The 13,732-nt window shown below is 68.7% G+C and carries 11 protein-coding genes and 2 pseudogenes; 6 read left to right on the forward strand and 7 right to left on the reverse strand.

Annotated features, from left to right (window positions below; genetic code table 11):
• From K8V84_RS06570 to glgB, 4 genes and pseudogenes are all read left to right on the forward strand, one after another.
• Window positions 1–432, forward strand: a pseudogene (locus K8V84_RS06570) (alpha-1,4-glucan--maltose-1-phosphate maltosyltransferase); the annotation flags it as partial.
• Window positions 433–531: 99 nt separating this feature from the next.
• Complete coding sequence (treS, locus tag K8V84_RS06575; RefSeq protein WP_304071761.1) at window positions 532–2,448, forward strand: maltose alpha-D-glucosyltransferase; 1,917 nt, start codon at window positions 532–534, stop codon at window positions 2,446–2,448.
• 1 nt (window position 2,449) lies between these two features.
• Complete coding sequence (locus K8V84_RS06580) at window positions 2,450–3,829, forward strand: aminoglycoside phosphotransferase (RefSeq protein WP_304071764.1); 1,380 nt, start codon at window positions 2,450–2,452, stop codon at window positions 3,827–3,829.
• A 286-nt stretch (window positions 3,830–4,115) separates the two neighbouring features.
• Window positions 4,116–6,257 (forward strand): 1,4-alpha-glucan branching protein GlgB, encoded by a 2,142-nt coding sequence (gene glgB / locus K8V84_RS06585; protein ID WP_369696608.1) that lies wholly within the window; start codon window positions 4,116–4,118, stop codon window positions 6,255–6,257.
• 59 nt (window positions 6,258–6,316) lie between these two features.
• Here the strand turns inward: glgB and K8V84_RS06590 are convergent, their stop codons facing one another.
• Window positions 6,317–6,919, reverse strand: coding sequence for a TetR/AcrR family transcriptional regulator (locus tag K8V84_RS06590; protein ID WP_304071770.1), 603 nt, complete (start codon window positions 6,917–6,919; stop codon window positions 6,317–6,319).
• 71 nt (window positions 6,920–6,990) lie between these two features.
• Here K8V84_RS06590 and K8V84_RS06595 point away from each other — a divergent pair, with 71 nt between their 5' ends.
• Window positions 6,991–8,151: an alpha/beta hydrolase gene (locus K8V84_RS06595; protein ID WP_304071772.1), complete on the forward strand. Its 1,161-nt coding sequence runs from the start codon at window positions 6,991–6,993 to the stop codon at window positions 8,149–8,151.
• A gap of 154 nt (window positions 8,152–8,305) precedes the next feature.
• Window positions 8,306–8,455 carry a hypothetical protein gene (locus K8V84_RS06600; RefSeq protein ID WP_304071775.1) on the forward strand — a complete coding sequence of 50 codons (150 nt, stop codon included), beginning with the start codon at window positions 8,306–8,308 and terminating at the stop codon, window positions 8,453–8,455.
• Between the two features lie 35 nt (window positions 8,456–8,490).
• Here the strand turns inward: K8V84_RS06600 and K8V84_RS06605 are convergent, their stop codons facing one another.
• The 6 genes and pseudogenes from K8V84_RS06605 to rpsB all read right to left on the reverse strand — a co-directional run.
• Window positions 8,491–9,669 (reverse strand): pyridoxal phosphate-dependent aminotransferase, encoded by a 1,179-nt coding sequence (locus tag K8V84_RS06605; RefSeq protein ID WP_304071778.1) that lies wholly within the window; start codon window positions 9,667–9,669, stop codon window positions 8,491–8,493.
• A 144-nt stretch (window positions 9,670–9,813) separates the two neighbouring features.
• Window positions 9,814–10,752 carry a phosphatidate cytidylyltransferase gene (locus tag K8V84_RS06610; RefSeq protein WP_304071781.1) on the reverse strand — a complete coding sequence of 313 codons (939 nt, stop codon included), beginning with the start codon at window positions 10,750–10,752 and terminating at the stop codon, window positions 9,814–9,816.
• 3 nt (window positions 10,753–10,755) lie between these two features.
• Window positions 10,756–11,313 carry a ribosome recycling factor gene (gene frr / locus K8V84_RS06615; RefSeq protein ID WP_304071783.1) on the reverse strand — a complete coding sequence of 186 codons (558 nt, stop codon included), beginning with the start codon at window positions 11,311–11,313 and terminating at the stop codon, window positions 10,756–10,758.
• An 86-nt stretch (window positions 11,314–11,399) separates the two neighbouring features.
• The gene (gene pyrH, locus K8V84_RS06620; protein WP_067601899.1) at window positions 11,400–12,143 is read right to left on the reverse strand and encodes a UMP kinase; all 744 of its coding nucleotides are present in this window, start codon (window positions 12,141–12,143) and stop codon (window positions 11,400–11,402) included.
• A 174-nt stretch (window positions 12,144–12,317) separates the two neighbouring features.
• On the reverse strand, window positions 12,318–13,154 hold the full coding sequence (tsf, locus tag K8V84_RS06625; RefSeq protein ID WP_304071785.1) for a translation elongation factor Ts: 837 nt from the start codon (window positions 13,152–13,154) through the stop codon (window positions 12,318–12,320).
• Between the two features lie 151 nt (window positions 13,155–13,305).
• Window positions 13,306–13,732, reverse strand: a pseudogene (rpsB, locus tag K8V84_RS06630) (30S ribosomal protein S2); the annotation flags it as partial.

The raw sequence follows: 13,732 nt of genomic DNA on the forward strand, positions 1-13,732 counted from the left end.
GAGTACCTGCACTCGGAGAAGTACGAGTACCGCCCGCGCGACTGGGCCGGGGCGGACGCCTCCGGCGCGACCATCGCCCCTCTCATCACCCGACTCAACGAGCTGCGCCGGGCCCACCCCGCCCTGCGCGAGCTGCGCGACCTGCGGTTCCACCACGTGGACCGGCCGGAGATCATCTGCTTTTCCAAGCACCGTCCCGGCGCCCCCGGTGAGCCCGACGACGCCGTCATCGTCGTCGTCAACCTCGACCCGCACCGGGCCCATGAGGCCACGGTGCATCTCGACCTGCCGTCGATCGGCCACACGTGGGAGGAGGACCTCAAGGTGACCGACGAGCTGACCGGCCATTCCTACACATGGCGAGCCGACAACTACGTCCGGCTCGACCCGGCGACCGGGCCCGCGCACGTGTTCACCGTCAGCGGCAGATAGCGGGTCGGGGCACCGGAACGCGGCGGTCACAGCACCGCCGCCGCCCGGCTCCCGCACACCTGTTGATCCGATGTCGAACATTTTGGTGGGGAGCAGTAGATGAGCAACGACGAGTCCGGACCCGGCGCACACGAGCACGCCGAACACGGTCCGCTCGCGCCGGCCACCGGGGCCGCGACCGGCCCGCTCATGTCCTCGGGGGGTACCGGTGAACCCCACTGGTACAAGCACGCCGTCTTCTACGAGGTACTGGCCCGGGGGTTCTTCGACTCCAACGGGGACGGCACCGGCGACCTCTCCGGGCTGGTTCGGAAGTTGGACTATCTCCAGTGGCTCGGAATCGACTGCGTCTGGTTGCTTCCGATGTACGAGTCCCCATTGCGGGATGGTGGATACGACATCTCGGACTACTTCAAGATCCTCCCGGAGTTCGGCAACACCGCCGACTTCGTGGAGCTTCTCGACGAGTCGCACCGACGAGGCATCCGTGTCATCACCGACCTGGTCATGAACCACACCAGCGACCAGCACCCTTGGTTCAAGGCATCCCGGGAGGACCCGGACGGCCCCTACGGCGACTTCTACGTGTGGTCGGACACCGATGACCGCTACGACGAGGCGCGCATCATCTTCGTCGACACCGAGACCTCCAACTGGACCTACGACGAGGTACGCGGCCAGTACTACTGGCACCGCTTCTTCTCGCACCAGCCGGACCTCAACTTCGAGAACCCGGCGGTCCAGGAGGCGATCTTGGAGGTGCTGCGCTACTGGCTGGACCTGGGGATCGACGGTTTTCGTCTGGACGCGGTGCCCTACCTGTACGAGCGCGAGGGCACCAACTGCGAGAACCTCAAGGAGACGCACGAGTTCCTCAAGCGGGTGCGCGCGGAGGTGGACCGTCTCTACCCGGACCGGGTGTTGCTGAGCGAAGCCAACCAGTGGCCCTCGGAGGTGGTCGACTACTTCGGCGACTTCGAGTCCGGCGGCGACGAGTGTCACATGAACTTCCACTTCCCGCTGATGCCGCGCATGTTCATGGCGGTCCGGCAGGAGCAGCGCTTTCCGATCTCGGAGATCCTCGCCCAGACCCCGCCGATCCCCCGCAACTGCCAGTGGGCGATCTTCCTGCGCAACCACGACGAGCTGACCCTGGAGATGGTCACCGACGAGGAACGCGACTACATGTACGCGGAGTACGCCAAGGAACCCCGCATGCGCGCGAACGTGGGGATCCGGCGGCGACTCGCGCCCCTGTTGGACAACGACCGCAACCAGATCCAGCTGTTCACCGCGCTGCTGTTGTCGCTGCCGGGTTCCCCGGTGCTGTACTACGGCGACGAGATCGGCATGGGCGACAACATCTGGCTGGGCGACCGGGACGCCGTACGCACGCCGATGCAGTGGAACTCCGACCTCAACGCCGGGTTCTCGCGGAGCGACCCCGCCCGCCTCTACCTGCCGCCGATCATGGACCCGGTCTACGGCTACCAGGCGATCAACGTGGAGTCCCAGCGGGAGAACCCCGGTTCGCTGCTGAACTGGACCCGTCGGATGATCCAGATCCGCAAGCGGCACCCCGTGTTCGGCACCGGGGAGTTCACCGAACTGAACGCCACCAACCCGAGCGTGTTGGCCTACATCCGCGAGCACGGCGACGACCGGATGCTCTGCGTCAACAACCTGTCCAAGCACCCGCAGCCGGTGGAGCTGGACCTGTCGCGCTACGCGGGCGTGAGCCCGGTGGAGTGCGTGGGCGGGGTCCGTTTCCCGGAGGTCGGTGAGCTTCCGTACCTGCTCACCCTTCCCGGTCACGGTTTCTATTGGTTCCAGCTGCCTCCGGAACGCGCGCCCGGGGCCGAGTCCGAAAGCGGCGAGGGCGTGCCCTCCTACGGGCTCCCTGCGGCGGGACTGAGCACCCCGGACGCCTTCGACACCGGCCACCGCAGCACAGCCACCGACCGGCCCGCCGGCGCGAGCCGCGACAGTGGTGGGAAGGGAACCAGGCCTCTCTGACATGTCGCAGCTAGAAGAACTCCTGGCAGTCTGGCTACCTCGACAACGATGGTTCTCCGGCAAGGGGATCCCGATCCGTCGGGTCCGGGTCGAGAGCAGGTACACCCTGGTCTCGGCCGGACCCGGTGGTCCCGACCTGAACGTGCTCGTGGTGCAGGCGGGCCAACGCGGCACGAGTTCCCGTTACCAGGTGCTGCTCGGATCGCGCCCACCCCGGTCGTTGCCGCCCCACCTGGCCCGCTCCGCCATCGGTGTGTGTCCGGTGGCCGGCGGCCGGCCCCGGGTGGTCTACGACGCGGCGCACGATCCGCAGCTGACGTCGTTGCTCCTGGAACGGTTCACCTGTGCCGAGGACGGCGAGCGTCGGGGACGGGTGCGTTTTCGCACCCTGCCCGGCACCGAGGTCAAGGCCTGCGGCTCGGGTCGTCTCCTGACCGGCGAACAGTCCAACACCTCGCTGGTGTACGGGCGCGACTACGTCCTCAAGACCTTCCGCAGGCTCTGGCCGGGGCGCAACCCGGACCTGGAGCTGAACATGGCGCTGTCGGGTTCGCCGTACGTGGCTCGCCCGTGCGGGTGGATCGAGGCGGACCTGTCCGGCCACACCACGCCCACGACCTTGGCACTGCTGCAGACGTTCGTTCCGGACGCCACCGACGGCTGGGTGCTGGCCACCGAGAACGTGCGCACGCTGTTGGACGGCGAGGACGCCGACTTCAGCGAGGAGGCGGCTCGGTTGGGGCACACCACCGCGCAGGTGCACAGTTCGCTGGCGCGGACGCTGCCCACCGACGTGCTCTCCCCCGTCTCGGCGGCCGAGGTGGCCGACGCGATGGTGGAGCGGCTGGCGATGGCCAGCGGCGAGGTGCCCGAACTGGCCGAACACGCGCCGAGGGTGATGGAGGCCTACTCCGACTTCGCCCGGGTGGACGAACCGCTGCCGATACAGCGCATCCACGGCGACTACCACCTGGGGCAGGTCATCCGCCCCGAGTCCGGGTGGGTGCTGCTGGACTTCGAGGGCGAGCCGACGGTGTCGGTGCGCGAACGCCAACGCCTGTCCAGTCCGCTGCGCGACGTCGCGGGGATGCTGCGTTCCTTCGACTACGCGGCCGGCTACCTGCTGGTCGGGCATCCGGACGACCAGGAGTTGGCGTGGGCCGCCCGGGAGTGGGCGCGCCGCAACCGGGAGGCGTTCTGCCGCGGCTACGCCGACGGTGGGGGCGCCGACCCGGAGAAACACCTGACCGTGCTGCGCGCCTTCGAGTTCGACAAGGCGGTCTACGAAGTCCTGTACGAGGCGCGCAACCGCCCCGACTGGCTTCGGGTGCCGCTCGATTCCATCGCCACAGCGGCCGGAGCGCCTCCGGTGCCCGGCTGATTCCCCGGCGGCCGCCGTTCGCGCGCGGCGGCCGCCCTTCGTTCCCCCCGCCGAACCATCGCCTCGTCATCCGAACACCACAAGTCATCACGGAGTCGAATTGTCACCGCGTACGTCCAAGAAGGCCGCTACAGCCGACGAACAGCCGGCGGCGGAGCCCGGCGCGGCGAAGAAGGTGCCCGGCAAGAAGAAGACCACGAAGCCGACCGAGTCCAAGAGGACGGTCAAGGCCACGAAGGCCGCGACCCCGAAGAAGACCCGAGTCCCCGTCGCGCTCGCCGAGGAACTGGTCGCCGAACTCGACCGGGTGGTCGACGGCCACCACCACGATCCACACTCGGTGCTGGGCCTGCACGGACGCGACCTGCGGGTCCTGCGTCCGGGCGCGGTGGAGGTGCACGCGGTCCTGCCCGACCGGACCCGGGTGGCGCTGCCGCACCGCCACCGTGGCGTGTTCGCGGCCCGTCTGCCCAAGAAGGTCGACGACTACCGGGTCGCGGTCCGGTATGAGGACGGTCCCGAGCTCCTGCAGGCGGACGGCTACCGCTTCACGCCCATGTTGGGCGAACTCGACCTGCACCTGATCGGTGAGGGTCGGCACGAGGAGCTGTGGCGCGCCCTGGGCGCGCACGTCATCGAGCAGGAGTGTCCGATGGGCGAGGTGGCCGGGACGCGGTTCTCGGTCTGGGCGCCCGACGCTCGTGGGGTCCGGGTCATCGGCGACTTCGACCACTGGAGCGGGGTCGCCCACCCGATGCGCAGCCTCGGCTCGACCGGGGTGTGGGAGCTGTTCCTGCCCGGCCTCGGCGACGGCGACCTGTACAAGTTCCAGATCCTCGGTGCGGACGGGCACTGGCGGGACAAGGCCGACCCCATGGCCCGCCGGACCCAGATGCCGCCGGCCACCGCCTCGGTCGTCACGGTCTCCGACCACGTGTGGACCGACCAGGAGTGGATGGCCGAGCGCAAGGGCGTGGAACCGCACCGCGCGCCGATGAGCGTCTACGAGGTGCATCTGGGTTCCTGGCGGCCGGGGTCGTCCTACACCGAGCTGGCCGAGGAACTGGTGTCCTACGTGACCGAGATGGGCTTCACGCACGTGGAGTTCCTGCCGGTGGCCGGGCACCCGTTCGACGGGTCCTGGGGCTACCAGGTCACGTCCTACTACGCGCCCACGCCGCGGTTCGGCTCCCCCGACGAGTTCCGTCACCTGGTGGACTCGCTGCACCGGGCGGGTGTGGGCGTGTTCCTGGACTGGGTGCCCGCGCACTTCCCCAAGGACGAGTGGGCGCTCGCCCGGTTCGACGGCAGCGCCCTGTACGAGCACCCGGACCCGCGCCGTGGCGAGCACCCCGACTGGGGCACGCTCATCTTCAACTACGGGCGGACCGAGGTGCGCAACTTCCTCGTCGCCAACGCCCTGTACTGGTTGGAGGAGTTCCACGTCGACGGCCTGCGGGTGGACGCGGTCGCCTCGATGATCTACCTCGACTACTCGCGCGACTCCGGTGACTGGGAGCCGAACGTGTTCGGTGGCCGGGAGAACCTGGAGGCCATCGACTTCGTCAAGGAGCTCAACACCACGGTCTACCGCCGCAACCCCGACGTGGCGATGATCGCGGAGGAGTCGACGGCGTACACGGGGGTGACCACCCCGGTGGACCACGGTGGGCTCGGCTTCGGTCTGAAGTGGAACATGGGGTGGATGCACGACTCCCTGGAGTACATCAAGAAGGAGCCGATCCACCGCGAATACCACCACGACGACATCACGTTCTCCATGGTGTACGCCTACAGCGAGAACTACGTGCTGCCGCTGTCGCACGACGAGGTGGTGCACGGCAAGGCGTCGCTGTTCAACAAGGCCCCGGGGGACGAGTGGCAGCGCGCGGCGACGCTGCGGGCGTTGCTGTCGTTCATGTGGTCGCACCCGGGCAAGCAGTTGCTGTTCATGGGCGGGGAGATCGCCCAGGGCGAGGAGTGGTCGCACGAGGAGGGGGTGCCGTGGTGGCTGCTGCAGTACGACCACCACGCGGGCACCCAGCAACTGGTCAAGGCGCTCAACGACGCCTACCGACCGCGGCCGGCGCTGTGGTCGTTGGACACCGACCCGGCCGGGTTCACCTGGTTGGACGGAGGTGACCGCCAGGGCAACACCCTGAGCCACCTGCGTCACGGCGAGGACGGTTCGGTGCTGGCGTGCGCGGTGAACTTCTCGCCGGTGCCCCGCCCGAACCGGCGGATCGGTCTGCCGGTCGAGGGCCGCTGGAACGCGGTGGTCAACTCCGACGACCCGCGCTTCGGTGGTTCGGGATACGAAGTGCCGACCGCCGTTGAAGCACAGGCCCAGGAGTGGCACGGTCAGCCGTTCTCCGCGGAGATCACCCTGCCCCCGCTCGGCGCCGTCTGGTTCGAACCGGCGCGCTGAGGTCCGAGCCAGGGCCCTGGACGTTCCCCCGGAACGCCCAGGGCCCTTCTTCGTCCCGTTCAGCCCGCAGTGACCAGGGCGACGGCGGCGTCGATGGCGGCCCGGGGGCCGTCCAGGCTGTCCCCGTCGGGCAGGCGTGCGCAGGTGAGCCAGAGTCCGTCGATCATCACCAGGAGTAGTTCGGCGAGGGCCTCGGGCTCCTGTCCGGATGCGAGCTCCCCCTGTTCACGGGCGTAACCGAGGGCTGCGGCCAGGTTCTCGCGCGCTTGCGCGTCCAGGTCGGCGAGCGTCTCGGCGAACACCCGGTCGACGGCGGCGCGGGCGTAGAAGGCGGCCCAGATGCGGGCCTGGGCACGGCGGCGGTCGTCGGTGGGCAGCAGGTCCACGAGGACGGCCCGCATCCCCTCGGCGAAGGTCAGCGACTCGGGGCCGACCCGGACCCGGGAGAAGCGGTCGGCGACCTCGGCGATGGAGAAGTCCAGGGCGAAGCGGAGCAGCTCGTCCTTGGTGCGGAACTCGCGTTGGACGGCGCCGACGGACAGCCCCGCCTCGGCGGCCACCACCCTGACGCTGACCCCTTCGAGCCCCTCACGGGCTGCGATGCGATGGATCGCCTCACCCACGCTCCGGCGACGATTCTGACTGTTCACGACCTTCGGCACACGTTCATTCTGGCACATTCGCACAGGCTGATACAGTCGTATCGATACACACGTATCGGAAGGATGTCGCCATGTCCCGTCCCCTGGTCCGCCGAACCCTCCTGGCCCTCTCCCTCCTGTTCGCCCTGCCGGGGATCGCCGCCCTGGCCCTGGTCCTGCTTCCGCCCCCGTCCTGGGAGGGGTGGCGGTTCGCGCTGCTCGCCCTGGAGTTCTCGCTGCTGTCAGCCCTTCCCGCACTGTTCGGGCTCGCCCTGGCCCTGCTCGTCAGGGGCCGGTGGGGAGGGACCCTGGCGGGGGCCAACGCACTGCTGCTGGTCCTGGCCCTGGTGCCGTCGGCGGCGCTGTGGAACACCGCCCGGACCGAAGACGCGCCGTTGGACCTGGGCGCCTACACCGCCGGTCCGGCCACCGACACCGACCGGGAGCCTCTCACCACGACCTACCACCGAGTGGACGGGGAGTCCCTTGAGCTGGACGTGTGGGAGCCCGCCGAACCCTCCGGCGGCCCCCTGCCGATCGTGGTCAACGTCCACGGCGGGGCCGACGACCTACCGCAGAGTCTGCTGCCGCGCTGGGACACCTGGCTGGCCGACGAGGGGCGGGTGGTGTTCGAGGTCGACTACCGCTTCTTTCCCGATGGCGCCTGGCGGAAATCGGTGGCGGACGTGCGATGTGCCCTGGGGTGGATCCATGAGAACGCCGCCGAGTACGGCGGCGACCCGGGCCGGATCGCCGTCACCGGTCAGTCCGCCGGCGGCCTGTTGGCGCTGCTGTCGACCTACACCGACGAGGTCGAGCCGTCGTGCGACACCGAGGTCCCTGACGTGTCCGCCGTGATCGCCTGGTACTCGGTCACCGACGGCACCAGCGACGCTCCGATCCCCTGGCGCCAGCGTCACTCCCCCGTCGGCGACGAGTTGCTGGAGTCCAGCGAGCGTATGGTCGGCGGTACCCCCGAGGACCTCCCGCAGGAGTACGAGGCCATGTCGGCGATCCACCGGATCACCGCGGACACCCCACCGACCCTGGTGATCACCGCCGGACACGATCTGTTCCTCGATCCCGAGGACAACCGCCGGTTCGTCGCCCGGCTCGACCAGGCGGGTGTCTCGCACGACCACCTGGAGCTGCCCTGGACCGAGCACATGTTCGATCTCAACTGGGGCGGCTTCGCGAGCCAGATCGCCCGTCACTCCGTCAACGGCTTCCTCCACGAACACCTGGACCCCTGACCGCAGGGCCCCGCCCTCTCCGAAGGCCCCGACCTTCGCTGCGAAGGTCGGCTTCGACCGGAGCGCCCTCACCGGCGTCCTCGTCGAGTGAATCGCCGGCCCCCGCGAGAGCCGGGTCGGTACCGACGCCCTGCGATGGTGGCGGCTGCGCGACGTGGGGCGCTCCGGGGACACCGACTACGCCGTGGCCCGTTCGGTCGCCCGGCACGACGAGGACCTGGCCAACGCCATCGGCGACCTGCTGAACCGGACCGTGTCCATGGTCGCGAAGTACCGTGACGGAACGGCCGGGGACCGACAGTGATCGATTACCTCCGGCCGCCCCGGTGTTCGACCTGGTCAGCTCCCGTTCTTCCCCCACCGGCTGAGTCGGGCCACCGCCTCGTCGAGTACCTCGTCCTTCTTGCAGAAGGCGAAGCGCACCAGGTGGCGGCCCTCGTCCTGGTGGTCGTAGAACACCTTGGCGGGTACGGCCGCCACACCGGCCTCCCGGGGCAGTGCCCGGGCGACGTCCTCACCGTCGAGGAAGCCCAGCGGTCGGACGTCGGCCATCAGGAAGTAGGTGCCCTCGGACACGTTCACGTCGAACCCGGCGCCGGTGAGGCCCTCGGCGAGGCGGTCGCGCTTGGCCTGCATGGCCAGGCGCTGCCGCTCGACCCAGGCGCCCTCGTTGTCGATGGCGTCGGCGATGGCCAACTGCAGGGCACCGTTGGCGGAGAAGGTGAGGAACTGGTTGACCGTGCGCACCGCTCGGACCAGGGGTTCGGGGCCGCTCACCCAGCCGGTCTTCCACGCGGTGACGGCGAACATCTTGCCCACCGAGGAGATCGACAGGGTGCGCTCACGCATGCCCGGCAGGGTGGCCAGGGGGACGTGGTGCCGACCGTCGAAGGTGAGGAACTCGTACACCTCGTCGGTGACCGCGATGAGGTCGTGCTCACGGCATACGGCGGCGATCTCCGCCGACTCCTCGTCGGTGAACACCGTGCCGGTCGGGTTGTGCGGGGTGTTGACCATGATGAGTCGGGTGCGCGGGGTGACGGCGGCCCGCAACTCGGCGGGGTCGAAGGTGAACCTGCCGGTCGCGTCACGGCGCAGCGCCACCGGACGGCGCACACCACCGGCCAGCGAGATCATCGCGCCGTAGGAGTCGTACATCGGCTCGAAGACGACGACCTCGTCACCGCGCTCCACCAGCGCCAGCAGGGAGGCCGCGATACCGGCGGTCGCACCGACGGTGACGTAGACCTCCGTGTCGGGGTCCAGGTCCAACCCGTAGTGGCGGGAGCGGTAACGGCTCACCGCCTGACGCAGCTCCGCCCGGCCCGGGCCGGGCGGGTACTGGTTCACCCCTTCGAGGATGTGTCGTGAGGCGTTCTCCAACAGGCTTCGCGGCCCGTCTGTGTCGGGGAAACCCTGCCCCAGGTTCACGGAGTCGGTCTCGACGGCCAGACGCGTCATCTCGGCGAAGATCGTCTCACCGTAGGTGCGCATGCGTTCGATCAGCGGTTCATCCACCCGTCGAGCGTATCGACCCGGTCCGGGCACGGGCACCCCCGTACCCCCTGTCGGTACCCCGAACGTGGAAGGGCCCCGGTCTCGTGGGATCCAGTGACGCACTGGATCCCACGAGGCCAGGGGCCCTACAAGCGGTGGCCGCCCCTACGGAAGCAGCAGGCTGAGCACGATCCAGACCACCGGACCCGCGATCAGCAGGGAGTCGATGCGGTCCATCAGACCGCCGTGGCCCGGCATGAACCGACCCATGTCCTTGACCCCGAGGTCGCGCTTGAACAACGACTCGATGAGGTCTCCGACAGTGGCGGCCAGCACCACGGCCAGGCCCAGGACCACGCCGACCCACCAGGGGCCGTCCAGCATGAGGGTCACGCACAGCGCACCCGCCACCGCACAGCCGACCACGGAGCCGCCGAAGCCCTCCCAGGTCTTGTTCGGGCTGATCACCGGCGCCATCTTGTGCCGTCCCAGCAGGATCCCGGCGAAGTAACCACCGATATCGCTGGAGATCGTCACCACGATGAACACCACGAGGCGGTACTGTCCGTCCTCGGGGTGCGCGATGAGCAGCATCCAGGTGGCCAACAGCAGCGGCAGGTACACGAGGGTGAACAGGTTCGCCGACGCGTCGGCGACGAACCCCTCCGCCCCACCGCGCAACCGCCAGACCAGGCAGGCGATCGCGGTGACGGCCGCGATGCCCACCAACCATTCGGCTCCACCGAAGTAGGCTCCGGCCTGCATCGCCACTCCGCCCACGGCCAACGGGACCACGGCCAGGGTGGTGCCCTTGCCGCCGAACGCCCGGTTGAGCTCGCGGAGACCGATCAGCGTCCCGAGGGACGTGATGATCGTGAACAGTTGAGGCCAGGGAAAGATCGAGAAGAAGACGAGCGCGCCGAGGACGCACCCGCTGGCGATGGCCACCGGAAGGTTGCGACCGGTCTTGACCGGCTCACCCCCCGGCTTGTGCAGCACGAAGCGCTGCCCGGCGGACGTGTCCGTCTCAGAGTCGAGACGGTCGTCGGGTCTGTGCTCCGGCGAGTGGTCATCGCCTCCGGAGCCGTTCGAAGGATGGGTCACCGACTAAACCTCGAGAAGTTCCGCTTCCTTGTGCTTGAGCAGCTCGTCGACGGTGCCGACGTGCTTGTGCGCAAGCTCGTCCAGTTCGGACTGGGCGCGGTGGGCCTCGTCTTCTCCCAGGTCACCGGCCTTGACGGCCTTCTCGAAGCTGTCCTTGGCGCGGCGTCGGACGTTGCGGATGGAGACCTTGCTGTCCTCGGCCTTGGTGCGGGCGACCTTCACGTACTCCTTGCGGCGCTCCTCGGACAGCTCCGGGAAGACGACGCGGATGACCTGTCCGTCGTCGGAGGGGTTGACGCCCAGGTCGCTGTTGCGGATCGCGTTGATGATCTCGGTGCGCGCGTTGATGTCGAACGGCGAGATGACGACCATGCGCGGTTCGGGCACCGAGAAGGAGGCCAGCTGGTTGATCGGCGTACGGGCACCGTAGTAGTCGACGGTGATCTTGTTGAAGGTGGCCGGTGTGGGGCGACCGGTACGGATCGTCGCGAAGTCCTCCTTCGCCACGGTCACGGCCTTCTCCATCTTCTCCTCGGCCTCAAGAAGGGTTTCTTCGATCATTGTGGGCGCTCCCGGATTGTCGGCTGGGTGTTCGTGGCTTGGAGTGCGTGGCCGCGGCCACGCCGCTGGACGGTCTCCCGCCCTCGTCAGTCGGAGGTCGGACCGACGATGGTGCCGATCTTCTCACCGCGGACGGCGCGCAGGATGTTGCCCTGGCTCATCAGGTCGAAGACGACGATGGGCAGTCCGTTGTCCATGCACAGGCTGACCGCGGTGGCGTCCATGACCTTGAGGCCGCGGGTGAGGACCTCGTTGTAGTTGAGCTTGTCGAACTTGACCGCGTCCGGGTTGCGCTGCGGGTCGGAGTCGTAGACCCCGTCGACCTGGGTGCCCTTGAGGACCGCCTGGGCGCCGATCTCCAGGGCGCGCTGGGCGGCGGTGGTGTCCGTGGAGAAGAAGGGCGCACCGAGACCGGCACCGAAGATGACCACACGGCCCTTCTCCAGGTGACGAACGGCCCGACGCGGGATGTAGGCCTCGGCGACCTGGCTCATGTGGATCGCGGTCTGCACACGCGTGTCCACGCCGAGGCGTTCGAGGAAGTCCTGGAGGGCGAGGCAGTTGATGACGGTACCGAGCATGCCCATGTAGTCGGCGCGACCGCGCTCGATGCCGCCCTCGGTGAGCTGGGCGCCGCGGAACATGTTGCCCCCGCCCACGACCACGGCGACCTGGATTCCCTCGGACACCGCCTCGGCGATCGACTCCGCCACGTACTGGACGACCTCGGGTTCGATACCCAGACCGCCGCCGCCGGCGAACGCCTCCCCCGAGAGCTTGAGCATGACACGTTTCCAGCCGGAATCGTGCATGGGCGTTTCGGTGGTCATGGCTTCGTTCTCCGACACGGCCTGCGGCCTCCCTTGTTGTTCCCGAGTGGCACAGGGTCCCCCGAGTGCTCCTGCTGCGGGCGGCCCGAACAAGATCTGCCCGAAACCCACCCATATCCACCGAAAGTGCCGGGGAGATTCCGTCTCCCCGGCACTTCCATCATGTCAAAGCCCCTAGGCCTGGCCGACCTTGAAGCGGACGAAGCCCTTGACCTTCACACCGGCCTCGTCGACGACCTTCTGGACGGTCTTCTTGTTCTCCTTGACGAACGGCTGGCCGAGGAGGGTGATCTCCTTGAAGAAGCCGTTGAGACGACCCTCCACGATCTTGGGGATGGCCTGCTCGGGCTTCCCCTCTTCGCGGGTGGTCTCCTCGGCGATGCGACGCTCGTTGGCGACGACGTCCTCGGGGACCTGGTCCTTGTCGACGTACTGGGGGGCCAGCGCGGCGACCTGCTGGGCGAGGTCCTTGCCGACCTCCTCGTCCGCCTTGTCCAGCTCGACCAGGACACCCATGGTCGGGGGCAGGTCCGGGTCGGACTTGTGGAGGTAGGCGGCGACGTAGGCGCCGTCGAACTTGGCGATGCGACGAAGCTCGAGCTTCTCACCGATGACGGCGCTCTTGCCCTCGATGAAGGCCTGCAGCGTCTTGCCCGACTCGATCTCGGCGGCGGCGATGGTGGCGAGGTCGTCGCTGTCCTGGGCCGCGACGAAGTCGGCGACCTGGTCGGCCAGCGCGATGAACTGGTCGTTCTTGGCGACGAAGTCGGTCTCGCAGTTGAGCTCGATCAGGGTGGCCTGGCCCTCGCCCTGACGACGCAGGACGACGGTGCCCTGGGCGGCGGTGCGGTCCGCACGCTTGTCGACGGACTTGGCGCCCTTGATGCGCAGGGCCTCGACGGCCTTGTCGAAGTCGCCGTCGGCCTCGGTCAGCGCCTTCTTGCAGTCCATCATGCCCGCGCCGGTGAGGTCGCGCAGCTTCTTGACGTCCGCGGCGGTGAAGTTCGCCATGACTGTTCTCGGATTCCCTAGTGAAGTCTGGTCTGGAAGTGGAGCGACCCGGCGGACACCCCACGGGCCGCCCCGCCGACGAAGGGCGGGGCGGCGCTCAGGCGTCGGTGCGCACCGGAAAGGTACTCAGCGGCGAACCGCTGATCCTCTGCTAGGCCTCGGGAGCCTTCTCCGGGGCCTCGGCCGGGGAGTCGGCGGCGGTGGCCTCGGCCGGAGCCTCGGCGGCGACCTCGTCGGCCGGGGCCTTGGTCGCGGTCTCGGCAGGAGCCTCGGCCGCGGCCTCGTTCTTCTCCTCGGCGGCGGTCTCGCCCTTGCCCTCGAGCAGCTCGCGCTCCCACTCGGGCATGGGCTCCTCGACGGCCTTCTCCTCGGTCGCGCCGGAGGCACCGGAACGGACCAGGAGGCCCTCGGCGACGGCGTCGGCGACGACGCGGGTGAGGAGGCTGACGCTGCGGATGGCGTCGTCGTTACCCGGGATCGGGTAGTCGACCTCGTCCGGGTCACAGTTGGTGTCGAGGATGGCGACGACCGGGATGTTCTGCTAGCGAGCCTCTCTGATCGCGACGTGCTCCTTCTTG

The organism is Nocardiopsis listeri (assembly GCF_020741345.1).
GTDB classification, from domain to species: domain Bacteria; phylum Actinomycetota; class Actinomycetes; order Streptosporangiales; family Streptosporangiaceae; genus Nocardiopsis; species Nocardiopsis listeri_A.

Excerpts from the sequence above, each read along its gene's own strand:
- frr (WP_304071783.1), bottom strand. The coding sequence starts at position 11,313 with ATGATCGAAGAAACCCTTCTTGAGGCCGAGGAGAAGATGGAGAAGGCC.
- K8V84_RS06580 (WP_304071764.1), top strand. The coding sequence starts at position 2,450 with ATGTCGCAGCTAGAAGAACTCCTGGCAGTCTGGCTACCTCGACAACGA.
- tsf (WP_304071785.1), bottom strand. The coding sequence starts at position 13,154 with ATGGCGAACTTCACCGCCGCGGACGTCAAGAAGCTGCGCGACCTCACC.
- treS (WP_304071761.1), top strand. The coding sequence starts at position 532 with ATGAGCAACGACGAGTCCGGACCCGGCGCACACGAGCACGCCGAACAC.
- pyrH (WP_067601899.1), bottom strand. The coding sequence starts at position 12,143 with ATGACCACCGAAACGCCCATGCACGATTCCGGCTGGAAACGTGTCATG.
- K8V84_RS06595 (WP_304071772.1), top strand. The coding sequence starts at position 6,991 with ATGTCCCGTCCCCTGGTCCGCCGAACCCTCCTGGCCCTCTCCCTCCTG.